The sequence below is a fragment of the Stenotrophomonas sp. X genome, from assembly GCF_055721025.1.
Window position 1 is genome coordinate 2,663,389 of record NZ_CM146756.1, and the last position, 14,558, is coordinate 2,677,946.

Below are 14,558 nucleotides of genomic sequence, written 5' to 3' on the forward strand. Positions count from 1 at the left end.
ACTCTACCCGGTAGACGCCACCCGGTAGACGCCACCCGGCCGGTGCCATCACCATTCGCGCTCGCCTGCCGGCTCAAGCTCGCTCAACGGCCAGCGGCACCATCCATACGGATGGTCACCGATCTGCGCGGCAAGACCGGCTCGAACGGGATTTGCCAGAATGTAGCAAGCGTGCCTGTGCAGCGATGCATCACTGCGGATTGCATGATCGTAGTAGCCTGCCTGCCAGATTGCACCCCGGCTCCCTCGCCGTCGGTTTATTAAAAAGCTGCTGCGTGCCTTGAAACGCTGCACGCAGTAGCCCAGCGAATGACTACGAAGTTGAGCCAGCCAGTGAATGTGATCCGGCATGATGATCCAGGCAAGTGATGCAGTCAGGCCTTCCCGATCCATCGATCCGAGGAGCTGCATGGCAAGGTGGGCATTGGCAGGGCAATCGAATACGCGATAGCGATTCCGGCACACCATGGTGATGGTGTAGACATTGCCGGCGATGGATCGCCGCCCGGAAAGCAGTTGGGGACTTGGCATGAGTTCGAGAATGCCCGCCCGCATGGATTTCCGGCATCGGTTCACTACCAATGCCAGAATCAGGAATCATCCCGATACAGCGTCCGGGGATGTGGAGTGGACTGGGTAGAGTCGACTGTTAATCGACTGCTCTTCTCTCCCACGCTGGAAAGCCCGCGCTTCGCGCGATAGTCGACTAACAGTCGACTCTACCCAGCCGGTTGTACCCTGTCGGCCCTATCTGGGCAGGGCGAAGGCCATCACGTAATCGCCGTTCGGGGTTTCCATGAAATGGTGGCCGCCGGCCATGATCACCACGAACTGGCGTCCGTCCTGTTCATACACCATCGGCGTAGCCTGCCCGCCCGCGGGCAGCTTGGCATGCCAAAGCTCCTTGCCGGTCTTCAGGTCGATGGCGCGCAGCAGGTCATCGGTGGCGGCCGCGATGAAGATCAGCCCGCTGGCGGTCACCACCGAACCGCCGTTGTTCGGCGTGCCGATCTCGATCGGCAGGCCGGAACGGATGCCGAACGGCCCATTGCCGCGCGCACTGCCAAACGGACGATCCCACAACAGCTTGCCGGTGCGCAGGTCGATGGCGCGGATGCCGCCGTAGGGAGGCTGCTTGCACAGCAGACCCGTGAACGGCAGCCGCCAGCCAGCGTTGACCTGGATACCATACGGCGTTCCCACCTGCGGATCGCCGGCGCCCTCGCCACCGCCCCTGTCGGCACGGATCTTCTCGCGCGGCAGCCAGCCCAGCCGGTCGGCTTCGGCACGTGGCACCAGCCGGTTGTAGTTGGGCATGTCGTTGTAATTGGCCACGATCACGCCGCGGCGCGTGTCGATGGACACACTGCCCCAATCCGAACCGCCGTTGTAGCCGGGGTATTCGATGGAATGGCGATCACTGCTCGGCGGCGTGTAGAAGCCTTCGTAATAGGCCTTGCGGAACTGGATGCGGCAGATCAGCTGGTCGATCGGTGTGATGCCCCACATGTCGCGCTCGGTCAGGTCATGCTGGCGGCGCAGCGTGTGGTACAGCGAGAACAGCTGCGTGGGTGAACGCTGTTCCGGTTCGACACCGCCGACCGGCACCTTGCGCTCTTCGGCAGCGGTCAGCAGCTGGCCGTTGCGGCGGTCGAGAATGTAGATGTCACCCTGCTTGGTCGGCAGCAGGATCGCCGGCACCTTGCCTGCCGCCGTCGGGTAGTCGATCAGGCTGGCCTGCGAACCGAGGTCGTAGTCCCACACATCCTTGCGCACGGCCTGGAAATGCCAGGCCGGCTTGCCAGTGGCCACATCGATCGCCACCAGCGACGTCGCATAGCGGTTCTGGTTTTCCGTACGCGAGCCACTCCAGTAGTCGCCCGCAGAATTGCCCAGCGGCAGATAGACCAGCCCCAGCGCCTCATCACCGGTCGCGGTGGTCCACATGTTCGGCGTGCCGCGCGTGTAGGTCTGCCCATGCGGCGGCAGGCCGCTGCGCTCGGGCTGGTCCATGTCCCACGCCCAGCGCAGCTTGCCGGTGATCGCGTCGTAGGCTTGGATCACGCCCGATGGCGCGTCGCGGCGCTGACCATCCAGCACCTGGTGGCCGGTGACGATCACGCCGCGCACGATGGCCGGGGGCGAGGTGATCGACACGTAGCCGGATGGCACCTCACCCATACCCAGGGTGATGTCGACCTGGCCGTTGTTGCCGAAGTTCGCACAGGGACGACCGCTATCTGCATCCACTGCAATGATGCGCCCGTCCAGCGTGCCTTCGATGATGCGCGCCCAGCACGCCGGACGACTGCCCGGTGCAGCGCTGCGGCTCACGCTGGGTGGCGGTTCGGGCAACGCCAGATCAGCCGCGGCATCGGCCAGGGTGGCATCGGCCAGGATCGGCGTTGCCGGTTGCTCGTAGTAGCTCACACCACGGCAGGCGGCGGTGTACGGGATCGAGGCGTCCTTCACCTTCGGATCGAAGCGCCACACTTCCTTGCCGCTGGCGGCGTCGAGCGCGATCAGGCGGTTACGGGCAGTGCACAGGTACAGGCGGTCGCCGATCTTCAGCGGTGTGGTTTCCGCACCCCAGCGCTTCTTCGGCAGGTCACCGGTGCGGAACTGCCAGGCCAGCTGCAACGTGGCCACGTTGGCCGGGGTGATCTGCTGCAGCGGCGAATAACGGGTGGCGGCATTGCTGCGGCCCCACGCCGGCCAGTCTCCCTCGGCAGGCTGGTCAGCCGGCTGCATGCCCGTGGTATCGCGCGTAGGTTCCAGTCCGGCGCTGGCCGCGCCTTCCGGGAACGGCTGGTGCCCGTACACTTCACCATGCGGTGCGAACGCCAATCCGAAGGCAGCGACGAACACCAGCATCAGGACGCCCGCCACGCTGCGCGAAAGGCGCTTTGAAACCGGTTCGCGAAGGGTCGGCGCGAGCAGCGCCAGCACGATGCCGAGCGCGGTCACCAGGCCCAGCCGCGGCACCCAGCGCCAGTAGTCGCTGCCCGATTCCCACCAGGTCCACAGCAGCGTGCCGACGAACACCAGCGCATACAGCAGCGCGCCGCTGCGGCGATTGCCGAACAACAACAGGCCACTGGCCAGAAGGCCGGCCCCGGCGATGGCGTAGTACGCCGACCCGCCCAGGCTGAGCAGCCACGCGCCGAGTCCGCCGATGACCAGGCCGAGTACGACCAGCAGCAGCGACAGCACGGTAACGAGAGGGTGCCGTGAGGCGCGAACGGTAGCAGGAGCGGACTGCGGCGTGGCGGACATCGTCGATCTCCGGGGGCAGCATGCGCCGTTATCCCACCGCCTGTGTGAAGCGCGCGCGTATGCGTGGCATCCGGATACGACGACGCCGGCACAGGGCCGGCGTCGTCGGGTACCCCAGGCTCGCGGCAGGATCACTCCTGCGCGGCGTCCTCGCTGCTGGCAGCAGCCGGTGCGCCGTCGGTCGTGGCCGGGGCGGCGGCAGCCACCTCGTCCTCGTCCTCGTCGATCGAGGCGTCCATGCGCTCCACCGCCTGCAGCTTCTCGTCCTTGGACAGGCGGATCAGGGTCACGCCCTGGGTGTTGCGGCCGACGCGGCTGATTTCCGAGCCACGCGTACGCACCAGCGTACCGCCGTCGGAGATCAGCAGGACTTCGTCGCGGGAGCCCATCAGCACTGCGGCGACCAGCTTGCCGTTGCGCTCGGTGGTCTGGATGCCGATCACGCCCTGCGTGCCACGGCCCTTGCGCGGGTAGTCCGGCAGCGGGGTGCGCTTGCCATAGCCGTTCTCGGTGGCGGTGAGGATGTACTGCATGCTGCTGTCATCGGCACCGTCAATCACCGCATCGCCCGTGGTGGCGGCCTCCTCGACACCGTTGTCGTCCTCGTTCTCGTCCTCGATGCCACCGGCACTTTCGGCCACGATCAGGCTGACCACTTCCTCGCCGGCCGGCATCCTGATGCCACGCACGCCAGTTGCGGTACGGCCCATCGAGCGGACTTTGTCCTCGCCGAAGCGCACGGTCTTGCCGTTGGAGGCGAACAGCAGGATGTCGCGCTGGCCATCGGTCAGGCCGACGCCGACCAGGGCATCGCCCTCATCGAGGTTGATCGCGATCTTGCCGCGGGCCAGGCGGAAGGCGAACTCGCCCAGGGGGGTCTTCTTGACCGTACCGTTCTTCGTCGCGAAGAACACGAACTGGCCATCGGCGTACTCGCGCACCGGCAGCACAGCCTGCACGCGTTCGCCGGGTTCCAGCGGGATCCAGTTGATGATCGGACGGCCGCGGGCGTTGGAACCCGCTTCCGGCAGCTGGTAGACCGGCAGCCAGAACACCTTGCCCGAACTGGTGAACGTCAGCAGCGTATCGTGCGTGTTGACCAGCCACAGCTGTTCGATGAAATCCTCTTCCTTGGTCGCCGCCGCACTGCGACCACGGCCGCCGCGGCGCTGCGCGCGGTACACGCTGACCGGCTGGCGCTTCACGTAGCCGGCGTGGGACACGGTGACCACCACGTCTTCCGGTGCGATCAGGTCGAGGATGTCCAGGTCTTCTTCGCTGTGGCGGATTTCGGTGCGACGTTCGTCACCGAACTCGGCCTTGACGTTGACCAGCTCCTCGCGGATCACCTGCAGCAGGCGGTCGGGATCTTCCAGGATGTGGATCAGCCCGGCGATCACTTCCAGCAGCTGCTTGTACTCGTCAGTCAGGCGGTCCTGCTCCAGCCCGGTCAGGCGGTGCAGGCGCATTTCCAGGATCTGGGTGGCCTGGATCTCGGTCAGCTGGTAGCCGCCCTCGATCAGGCCCACGCCCTTGGGCAGGTCTTCCGGGCGCGAGGCTTCGGCACCGGCGGCACCCAGCATCGCACCGACCAGGCCCGGCTCCCACACGCGCGCCAGCATGCGCTCGCGCGCTTCGTTCGGGTTCGGCGAGGTCTTGATCAGTTCGATCATCTCGTCGATGTTGGCCAGCGCGACGGTCAGGCCTTCCAGCACGTGGGCACGGGCGCGCGCCTTGCGCAGCTCGAACACGGTGCGGCGGGTGACCACTTCGCGGCGGTGGCGGACGAACGCCTCCAGCATCTGCTTGAGGTTCATCAACTGCGGGCGGCCATCGACCAGCGCTACCATGTTGATGCCGAACACCGATTCCATCTGCGTCTGCTGGTACAGGTTGTTCAGCACAACCTCGGCAGATTCACCGCGCTTGATCTCGATGTAGATGCGCATGCCGTCCTTGTCGGACTCATCGCGCAGCTCGCTGATGCCTTCGATCTTCTTTTCCTTGACCAGCTCGGCGATCTTCTCGATCAGACGTGCCTTGTTCACCTGGTAAGGAATTTCAGTGACGATGATCGACTCGCGGCCGTTGTCGGCCACTTCGATGTCGGCCTTGGCACGGATACGCACGCGGCCACGGCCGGTGCGGTAGCCGGCGACGATGCCGGCGGTGCCGTTGATGATGCCGGCTGTCGGGAAATCAGGGCCCGGGATGTACTCCATCAGGCCGTCGACGTCGATCTCCGGGTTGTCGATCAGCGCAATGCAGGCGTTGATCGATTCGCTCAGGTTGTGCGGCGGGATGTTGGTCGCCATGCCCACCGCGATACCGGCGGAGCCGTTGACCAGCAGGTTCGGGAACCGGGTCGGCATGACCGTCGGCTCCAGTTCCTTTTCGTCGTAGTTGGGCTGGAAATCGACGGTTTCCTTGTCGATATCGGCCATCAGCTCATGCGCCAGGCGCGACATGCGCGCCTCGGTGTATCGCATCGCCGCGGCGGAGTCGCCGTCGATCGAACCAAAGTTACCCTGGCCGTCGACCAGCATGTAGCGCAGCGAGAACGGCTGTGCCAGGCGCACCAGCGTGTCGTACACCGACTGATCGCCATGCGGGTGGTACTTACCGATGACGTCACCGACGATACGCGCCGACTTGAAGTAGGGCTTGTTGCTGTGCGCGTTGAGTTCATTCATCGCGTACAGCACGCGACGATGCACCGGCTTGAGGCCGTCGCGCGCATCCGGCAGCGCGCGGCCCACGATCACGCTCATGGCGTAATCGAGGTAGCTCTTGCGCATCTCGTCTTCCAGGTTGACCTGGATGATTTCCTTGGCGGTTTCTGCCATTCGGGTTCCGTTGTCTGGTAGCGGTCCAGTCCGGCGCAGCCCTCTGCGGGAGGGGGTCGCGCCGGAACCTCGATTCAACCTGTGGATACTACCACAACGGGCTGTTTTCCGCCTGCCTTTACGGGGATTTTACCGGCACAAATCAGGAACTTAGGGGCCCTACCGATGCTGTAGGGCCGAGCCCATGCCCGGCTCGGCCGGCAATCCGCCGCAGCCGAGCATGGGCTCGGCTCTACAGACGTCCGCGGTCCTGCCCGCCTCAGCCGCCGAAGGCGGCGCGCATGTTCTCGGCGGTCGGGTTCAGGATCACCCCGCGCTCGGTCACGATGGCGTCGATCAGCTCGCCCGGGGTGACGTCGAACACCGGGTTCCAGGCGGCAATGCCCTCGGCGACGGTGCGGGTGCCGCCCACGCCGTACAGCTCGCCCGGATCACGCTGCTCGATCTCGATCTGACTGCCGTCCACGGTCTCCATGTCCACGGTCGAGGACGGCGCCACCACCATGAACTTCACGCCATGGTGGCGCGCGGCAATGGCCAGTTGGTAGGTGCCGATCTTGTTGGCGGTATCACCATTGGCGCAGATGCGGTCTGCGCCCACGATCACCCACTGCACGGCACCGGTCTTCATCAGGTGCGAGGCCGCCGAGTCGGCGATCAGGGTGGCATCGATACCGTCCTGCTGCAGCTCCCACACGGTCAGGCGCGCGCCCTGCAGCCACGGCCGGGTCTCGCCGGCGAACACGCGGGCAATGCGGTGCTGGGCCATGCCGGCGCGAATGACGCCCAGTGCGGTACCGAAGCCGGCGGTGGCCAGCGAGCCGGTATTGCAGTGGGTCAGCACACCGCTGCCGGCCTCGATCAAGCCAGCGCCCAGTGCGCCCATGTGGCGGTTGGCGGCCAGGTCTTCCTCGGCGATGGCCTGCGCTTCGGCCTCCAGCAGTGCCTTCCAGTCGGCGCCGGCGGCGTGCAGGCAACGGCGCATGCGCGCCAGCGCCCAGGCCAGATTGACCGCAGTGGGGCGCGATGCGTTCAGGCGCTGCAGTGCCGGTTCCAGCTGCTGCAGGGCGTGCGCACCGTCGGCGGCCTGCACCTCGCGCGCGGCCAGCACCACGCCCCAGGCGGCGGCGATGCCGATCGCCGGCGCGCCGCGCACGGTCAACGCATGGATGGCGCTGGCAACCTCGTCGCTGTCGTGGCAGACCACATGCTCGACCACGAACGGCAGCTTGCGCTGGTCCAGCAGTTGCAAGGCATCGCCGGTCCACAGGATCGGGCGGATGTGGTCATAACGGGCGTAGTCGATGTCGGGAGCAGTGTTCATGGGCCCATTGTAGGGCCACGCCCGGCAGCGTTGGAGCCCGCCCGGGCTCAATTCACCGAGAATTCGGCGCGGCAGCCGCCGTCCACCCAGATGCCGTTGCGGCTCCAGCCCCAGGTACTGCCCTCCTCGCAGGGCGTGCTCGACAGCTGCTCGGAAACGACCGCGCCAACGGAGATGCTGGCGCCGCAGAAACGCCGCTTCTTCGACTTCGATTCGCAGGTCAGGCGGCGCGGCACATCGACGAAGCGGCCATCCTCGTCGGCCACCTCGAAATCGCCCTGGCAGCCACGGCTGGTCCAGACTTCATTGCGCTTGTAGCCCCATCCCTGGCCTTCCCGGCACGGCAACACCGACAACTGGCGCAGCAGGCGCACCGGCGCGCCATCCAGGCGTACCGGGCAACTCTGCGGACGGCCATTGGATTCGCAGCGCACCACGCGTCGCACCAGGCGCTTGCCTTCCGTTGCCGCAGGCGCCGCACCCTGCGCACGGCGCGCACGGAATTCGGCGCGGCAGCCAAGGGTGACCCACACGCCACTGCGGTCGGTGCCCCACTCGCTGCCGCGGATGCAGCTGTTGCTCGACAGCTGGCGCACCAGATCGACGCCGTTGGCCACATCGATGTCGCAGTGCACCCAGCCCATGTCGCGGGACTCGCAGGTCACCACTTCATCGTCGTAGCCCACCTGCTGGGCCGACGCCGGCGACGGCAGCCAGGCACCCCAGAGCGCGATGGAGTACATCGGTGCAGCGACAACCGCAAACCACTTGACCAAAGCCTTCCCCAGCAGGAATGGATGAACTGCATGCCAGTGTCCGGCATTGGCCGTGATAAAAGCATCATCCCGCTTACCGACGCAAGCGCGCAGAACCCGCGTTTCGTTCAGCCTGGGATGTTCAGCAACGCGTGATGGTCACGCGTGGGCGAAGTCGTAGGCCAACACATCTGCAATGCGGGGTGTGCGGTTCATCGCCATCAGCAGGCGGTCGATCCCCAGCGCAACGCCGGCACAGGCCGGCAACGCCGGCAACGCCGCCAGCAGCGCCTCATCCAGTGGCGGCTGCACCTGCCCACGTTCGTGGCGGCGCTGCTGGTCGCGCTGGAAGCGGGCGCGCTGCTCGTCGGCGTCGTTCAGTTCGTGATAGCCGTTGGCCAGCTCCACTGCACCCAGGTACAGCTCGAAACGCTCGGCCAGCGGCGGCGTGCCGGCGCGGATGCGTGCCAGCGCGGCCTGGCTGGCTGGCCAGTCATGCACCACGGTCATGACCGCGTCATCGAAATGCGGCTGGATACGATGGGTCATCAGCAGGTCGAGCCAGTCATCACGGGTCAATCCGACCGGGTCAATGTGCACCTCGCCCAACGCAGCACGCAGCGTGGACTCATCCGCCTCGAACGGATCCACGCCAAGGTGCTGCTGGAACAGCTCGCGGTAACTCAGCACGCGCAGGGTCGCACGGCGTCCCACCAGGGCCAGCGCCTGGCCGACCAGCTCGGCGGTCTCCTGTACCAACCGATGGTGGTCCCAGCCGACCCGATACCACTCCAACATGGTGAATTCCGGGTTGTGGCGGCCGCCGGCCTCACCGTTGCGGAATACCCGACCCAGTTCGTAGCAGTCGCCCACACCGGCCGCCAGCAGGCGCTTGAGCGGATACTCCGGCGAGGTGCGCAGCCAGCGGCGGCGTCCGCCGGCATCGACATGCCCGGTGAAGTCGGTATGGAAGCTGTCGATGTTCGGCTCGGTGTTGCCCGCGACCGACAGGATCGGCGTCTCCACCTCGAGCACATCGCGCTCTGCAAAGAAGCGGCGCACCAGCGCGTTGAGCGCAGCGCGCTGCTGCAGCGCGCGCAGCAGGGCCTCGCTCACAGGATGCCCTCCGGGCGCGGATGGTCGAGCGGCAGGGTCAGCAGATCGCGCGTATCGTCGATGTAGCCGCTGGCCAGGTACAGGCGTCGGGCCAGTTCGTTGTGGTGGTTCACTTCCAGGCGAAGGCGGCTGACGCCACGACCACGAGCGCGCTGCTCGCAGATGGCCAGCGCCTGCTTGCCGCGGCCACGACCGCGCGCGCGATGGCTCAGGTACAGCTCGTCCAGCAGCATGAAGTGGCCGCCCTGCTCCAGGCTGAAGCCCATCGCGATCACCGCGTAGCCGACCACCTCGCCCGCCTCGTCCAGCCACAACAGCACTTCGCCATTGCGCGGATCGGCCAGCAGCGCGTCCACGCCGCGACGCACGCGCCCGTCATCGAAGTCGATCCTGTCTTCGGCGTAGAACTCGCGCATCAGCGCGATCAACAGCTCCTCGTCGGCACGGGTGGCCAGGCGGAAATCCAGCGGGGCGGTCTGCATCGGTGTTCCTTTGTGTTTCATGCCGGGCGCCATGCACCCGGCGGGGTCATCATTCGTGTTCGGCCAGATAAGCCAGCAGGCGGTCTTCGTCCCATACCGGCACGCCCAGCGATTGCGCCTTGTCCAACTTGGAGCCGGCCTCGGTACCGGCGACCACGAAGCTGGTCTTCTTCGAGACGCTGCCGGAGACCTTTGCACCGAGGGCCTCCAGGCGCTCCTTGGCGGCATCGCGGGTGAGCTGGGCCAGGGTGCCGGTCAGCACCACGGTCTGCCCATTCAGTGGGCCGGCCACGATCTCCGCCAGCGCCGGTGCCTTGGCCAGGATCTGCTGCATCGCCTTCTCGGCCGCCAGCAGCATCGCGCCGTGGCCCTCGCTGTCCAGCCACTGGGCCAGGCCACGCGCGGTGTCGTCGGGCAACCCGGCGTTGACGAACTGCCCATGCTCGGCGTCGAGCACCGCCTGGGCACCGGGCAACGCGGCCACCAGTTTTTCCGCGCGCAGGCGGGTGATGCCGGGAATCTCTGATTCGACCAACAGCTGCGCCAGGTCCAGCCCCTCGCGCAGCCTGGCGCTGGGCGCGTGCACATCGCTGATGCGGACCTGGCCGACCTGCAGCAGGTCATCGATGGCCTGCTGGTTGCCCTGCTGTTCGAAGAAGTGGCCGAGCGAGCGCGCCACTTCGCCACCGATGTCCGGCACGCGCTTGAACAATGGCCACGGCAGGTGGCGGATCAGTTCCAGGTCACCGAACCACTGCGCCAGCGCCTTGGCCGTGCTCTCGCCCACGTGCTCGATGCCCAGCGCGAACAGCAGCCGTTCCAGCGTGGCGGCACGACTGGCGTCGATGGCCGCGATCAGGTTGTCGGCCCACTTGGTCGCGATCTTCTTCGTGTTCCATTCGAAGCGGGCCGGCTGCGCCAGCGCCTGCGCGCGCCAGCCCGGATCGTTGCCGTCCAGCCTGAGCACTGCATTGAGCACCGCGCCACTGCCTTCGGCCGGCAGGTGCAGCTTCAGTGCGGCGGCCAGCGCCGAGGGATCTTCAGCGTCCAGCACCAGCTTCAGGTGCAGCAGCTGGTCACGAGTGAGCCGGTACAGGTCGGCCACGCTCTTGACGATGCCAGCGTCGACCAGGGTTTCAATGTATTTGTCGCCCAGGCCGTCGATGTCCATCGCGCGGCGAGAGGCGAAATGGGCGATGGCTTCCTTGCGCTGCGCCGGGCAGGACAGCTCGCCCGAGCAGCGCCATGCGGCCGCCCCTTCCTCGCGCACGATCTCCGAGCCGCACACCGGGCAGCGCGTCGGCATCTGCCAGGGCGTGGTGCCCTGCGGGCGGCGATCGAGGATGACGCTGACCACTTCCGGGATCACGTCGCCGGCGCGGCGCACGATCACGCTGTCGCCGACGCGCACGTCGAGGCGTGCGATCTGGTCGGCGTTGTGCAGGGTGGCGTTGGACACGATCACGCCGGCCACGGCCACCGGTGCCAGGCGCGCGACCGGCGTGGCCGCACCGGTGCGGCCGATCTGGATCTCGATCGCCTCCACCGTGGTGCTCTGTTCCTGTGCAGGGAACTTGTGCGCGATGGCCCAGCGCGGCGCACGCGAGACAAAGCCCATGGCCTGCTGGCCGGCGCGATCATCGAGCTTGTAGACCACGCCATCGATATCGAACGGCAGGCTGTCGCGGCGCTCGCCGATATCGCGGTAGTAGCCGAGCAGGCCGTCGGTGCCTTCCACCACCTTGCACAGCGCGCTGACCGGGAAACCCCAGGCGCCGAGCTGCGCCAGCGTGCCCGAATGGGTATCGGGCAGCTCGCCGCCCTGCACTTCACCGGTACCGTAGGCGAAGAAGCTCAACCTGCGCTGCGCACTGATCTTCGGGTCGAGCTGGCGCAGCGATCCAGCCGCCGCGTTGCGCGGGTTGGCCAGCACCTTGCCGCCGTGCAGGCGCGCACGTTCGTTGTAGGCCTCGAAATCGGCACGCGCCATGTAGACCTCGCCGCGCACCTCCAGCACGTCCGGCCAGTCCTTGCCGTGCAGCCGCTTGGGAACATCGCCGATCTCGCGCAGGTTGGCGGTCACGTCCTCGCCGGTGCTGCCATCGCCGCGGGTCGCGCCGAGCACGAAATGACCATCCTCGTAGCGCAGGCTGATCGCCAGGCCGTCCATCTTCGGCTCGGCCGAGAACTGCAGGCTGCGGCGGCCCAGGCGTTCGTCAATGCGGCGTACGAAATCCGCCACTTCCTCATCGCTGAAGGCGTTGGACAGCGACAACATCGGCACCGCATGGCGGACTTCGGGGAAACGGCCGGAGGGACGCGCGCCGACCTGCTGGGTCGGGCTGTCGGCCCGGGCCAGTTCCGGATGTTCGCGCTCCAGTGCTTCCAGCTCGCGCACCATCCGGTCGTAGTCGATGTCGGGGATCTCCGGGGCGTCCAGCTCATGGTAGGCGCGGTTGGCCTGGGCGATCTGCCGGCGGAGATCTTCGGCGCGTTCGGCGGGGCTGGAGCTCATCGGAATCCGGTGGTTCTGGGATGGCCGGGGATTCTACCGCGCCCGGCCGTCAGGCCCTGTAATGCCCCCCTTCGCAGCGCCGAGCCATGCTCGACGGGCGCTCCCTGCCCTGGTGGCCAACCTTCTCCCCTCCCGGCAGGTGCCAACCTTCTCCCCGCCCCGGCAGATGCCAACCTTGGTTGGCACGGCTGCAGCCGAGCATGGCTCGGCACTACAAAAAGCGGGCTTGCCGCCCACCGCAACCAGCGCTAGCGTGCGACGGTCTGCCCTTCGGAATCGTGCCCGTGACCCTGCCTGCTTCCCGTCGACGCTTCCTGCAACTGGCCGGTGCTGGCCTCGCCGTCGCTGGCAGCGGGCTGCCGCAGCTTGGCCATACCCAACCCGCGACGGCCGCCGCTCCTGCCCCCGCCGAAGGTGCGGTGCTGCTGAATTTCAACGAATGCCCCTACGGCCCCTCGCCCGCAGCCCAGCAGGCGGCACGCGACAGCATCGCCGGTTGCGGCCGCTACCGCTTCGCCCTGGCCGGACAGGTGCGCGATGCCTTCATCGAACAGGCACGCATTCCGGCTGATCACGTGCGGTTGTATCCGGGTTCCAGCGAACCGCTGAACCGCGCCGCCGTGCTGTGGACCAGCCCGCAGGCGGGACTGGTGGTGGCCGACCCAACGTTCGAGACGCTGGGCGAGGTCGCCGCCGCACACGGTGCATACGTGCAGAAGGTGCCGCTGCGCGACGACGGCGCGCATGACCTGCGTGCAATGGTCGCCGCCGCACACGCACGCCCGACCGGGCTGCTGTACGTGTGCAATCCGAACAACCCGACCGGTTCGATCAGCCCACCGGATGAGCTCGCCTGGCTGCTGGCCCACAAGCCCGCCTCCACCCGCGTGCTGGTCGACGAGGCCTACCTGCAGTACAGCGAGCAGCCGAGCCTGATCACCCAGGTGACGCAGCGCGATGACCTGATCGTGCTGCGCACGTTTTCCAAGCTGTACGGCATGGCCGGCCTTCGCCTGGGCATGGCGGCCGCGCACCCTGACCGCCTACGCGAACTGGCCAGCCTGGGCGACAACCCGCTGCCCGTGCCAGCACTGGCAGCGGCACTGGCCAGCCTGCAGGATCCCCAGTTGATCGCGCAGCGGCGCCTGCAGAATTCCAAGGTGCGGCAGGCCACCATCGCGTGGCTGGGCAAGCGTGGCTTCAGCTGCGTGCCGTCGGAAGCGAACTGCTTCGTGGTGGATGTGCAGCGCGACGGTGCCGCCTTTGCCAAGGCGATGGCAGACAACGGCGTGATCATTGGCCGCAGCTGGCCGATCTGGCCACAGCGCGTGCGCGTGACCGTAGGCACCGAAGACGAGATGGCCGCATTCCGCCGTGCGTTCGCCAAGGTGGCCGGCGTACCGGCCTGACCCTGTTGATGGGGGCGAACCTTGGTTCGCCCCATCCACGCATGGCGTGGATCTACCGGGGTGGGTGCCGACCGTTGGCCGGCACAACAGGCTTTACCAGCGCGGGGTCTTGGTCAGCGGCGGTGCCTGGTGCTGGCGGTCGTAGGCACGCAGCTCGTCGCGGATGTGCGCGATGCGCTGGCGGCCCAAGGCATTGCGGCTGTCATCCAGCACCACGCCATCGAGCAGCTCGGCCATGCGCTGGACGGTCGGCAGCATCTTCTCCCAGGCATCAAGCGCGGTCAGCGGCGCCGGCAGGGTCAGGAAGAAGGCGATGGCCGGGGTTTCCATGGCACGGATGTTGGCCATGTCGAAGCTGCCCGGCTTCATGATGCTGGCCATCGAGAAGATCGGGCCGCGCTCGGGGTGGCCTTCCACCAGGCGGTGGAACACGTTCATGTGGCCGAATACCAGGCCGGTCTTCTCGGCCGCCACCACGATGTCTTCGCCGCGCAGCTGCTCGCCGGCACGGGCGGCCACGAACAGCGAGACGATCTTGTCGAAATCCTGGGTAGTGCGCTTGCCGAGGTCGTTGGCCGCGCCCGGGTCAGTGTCGGCCAGGCCAAGTTCGGCCTGCTCGCCTTCCCCGCGCATGCCCGGTTCGACGCGGCCCTCAGCCACCACGACGCCGTCCTCGCCCAGGACCGGTTCGCGGCGCTCGCCACTGGCCGGTTCCGCGTTCTCCACGCGACGGCCCTGGGGCTTCTTCTTCGGACGGCCAAACAGGAAGATCGCGGCGATCAACAGCAGGCCGGCGGCCAGGATGCCGATGCGCAACAGTGCCGTGTCGGACATT

10 protein-coding genes are annotated in these 14,558 nt (G+C 67.1%); 1 reads left to right on the forward strand and 9 read right to left on the reverse strand.

The features are described from left to right. Positions 1–48 precede the first annotated feature (48 nt). From ACZ75I_RS12400 to ligA, 8 genes are all read right to left on the reverse strand, one after another. Positions 49–531 (reverse strand): REP-associated tyrosine transposase, encoded by a 483-nt coding sequence (locus ACZ75I_RS12400; RefSeq protein WP_180869922.1) that lies wholly within the window; start codon positions 529–531, stop codon positions 49–51. Between the two features lie 216 nt (positions 532–747). After that, positions 748–3,276, reverse strand: a complete 2,529-nt coding sequence (locus ACZ75I_RS12405; RefSeq protein WP_472957994.1) for a membrane-bound PQQ-dependent dehydrogenase, glucose/quinate/shikimate family — start codon at positions 3,274–3,276, stop codon at positions 748–750. A 131-nt stretch (positions 3,277–3,407) separates the two neighbouring features. Continuing rightward, the gene (gyrA, locus tag ACZ75I_RS12410; protein WP_180869867.1) at positions 3,408–6,122 is read right to left on the reverse strand and encodes a DNA gyrase subunit A; all 2,715 of its coding nucleotides are present in this window, start codon (positions 6,120–6,122) and stop codon (positions 3,408–3,410) included. Positions 6,123–6,381: 259 nt separating this feature from the next. Beyond that, positions 6,382–7,446: an S-methyl-5-thioribose-1-phosphate isomerase gene (gene mtnA, locus ACZ75I_RS12415; protein ID WP_061480041.1), complete on the reverse strand. Its 1,065-nt coding sequence runs from the start codon at positions 7,444–7,446 to the stop codon at positions 6,382–6,384. Between the two features lie 47 nt (positions 7,447–7,493). Continuing rightward, positions 7,494–8,222, reverse strand: coding sequence for a DUF3011 domain-containing protein (locus ACZ75I_RS12420; RefSeq protein ID WP_134971222.1), 729 nt, complete (start codon positions 8,220–8,222; stop codon positions 7,494–7,496). A gap of 138 nt (positions 8,223–8,360) precedes the next feature. After that, positions 8,361–9,317, reverse strand: coding sequence for an EF-P lysine aminoacylase EpmA (epmA, locus tag ACZ75I_RS12425; protein WP_180869864.1), 957 nt, complete (start codon positions 9,315–9,317; stop codon positions 8,361–8,363). Next, the gene (locus ACZ75I_RS12430) at positions 9,314–9,799 is read right to left on the reverse strand and encodes a GNAT family N-acetyltransferase (RefSeq protein ID WP_061480038.1); all 486 of its coding nucleotides are present in this window, start codon (positions 9,797–9,799) and stop codon (positions 9,314–9,316) included. Before ACZ75I_RS12430 ends, epmA begins: the two co-directional genes overlap by 4 nt. Before the next feature lie 49 nt (positions 9,800–9,848). Next, the gene (gene ligA, locus ACZ75I_RS12435) at positions 9,849–12,320 is read right to left on the reverse strand and encodes an NAD-dependent DNA ligase LigA (protein WP_472959061.1); all 2,472 of its coding nucleotides are present in this window, start codon (positions 12,318–12,320) and stop codon (positions 9,849–9,851) included. Positions 12,321–12,598: 278 nt separating this feature from the next. On the opposite strand from ligA, the gene ACZ75I_RS12440 reads away from it, so the two are divergent. Next, the gene (locus tag ACZ75I_RS12440; RefSeq protein ID WP_472957997.1) at positions 12,599–13,723 is read left to right on the forward strand and encodes a pyridoxal phosphate-dependent aminotransferase; all 1,125 of its coding nucleotides are present in this window, start codon (positions 12,599–12,601) and stop codon (positions 13,721–13,723) included. Positions 13,724–13,816: 93 nt separating this feature from the next. Here ACZ75I_RS12440 and zipA read toward each other — a convergent pair whose 3' ends face one another. Next, the gene (zipA, locus tag ACZ75I_RS12445) at positions 13,817–14,557 is read right to left on the reverse strand and encodes a cell division protein ZipA (protein ID WP_005417392.1); all 741 of its coding nucleotides are present in this window, start codon (positions 14,555–14,557) and stop codon (positions 13,817–13,819) included. Between the last annotated feature and the right edge of the window lies 1 nt (position 14,558).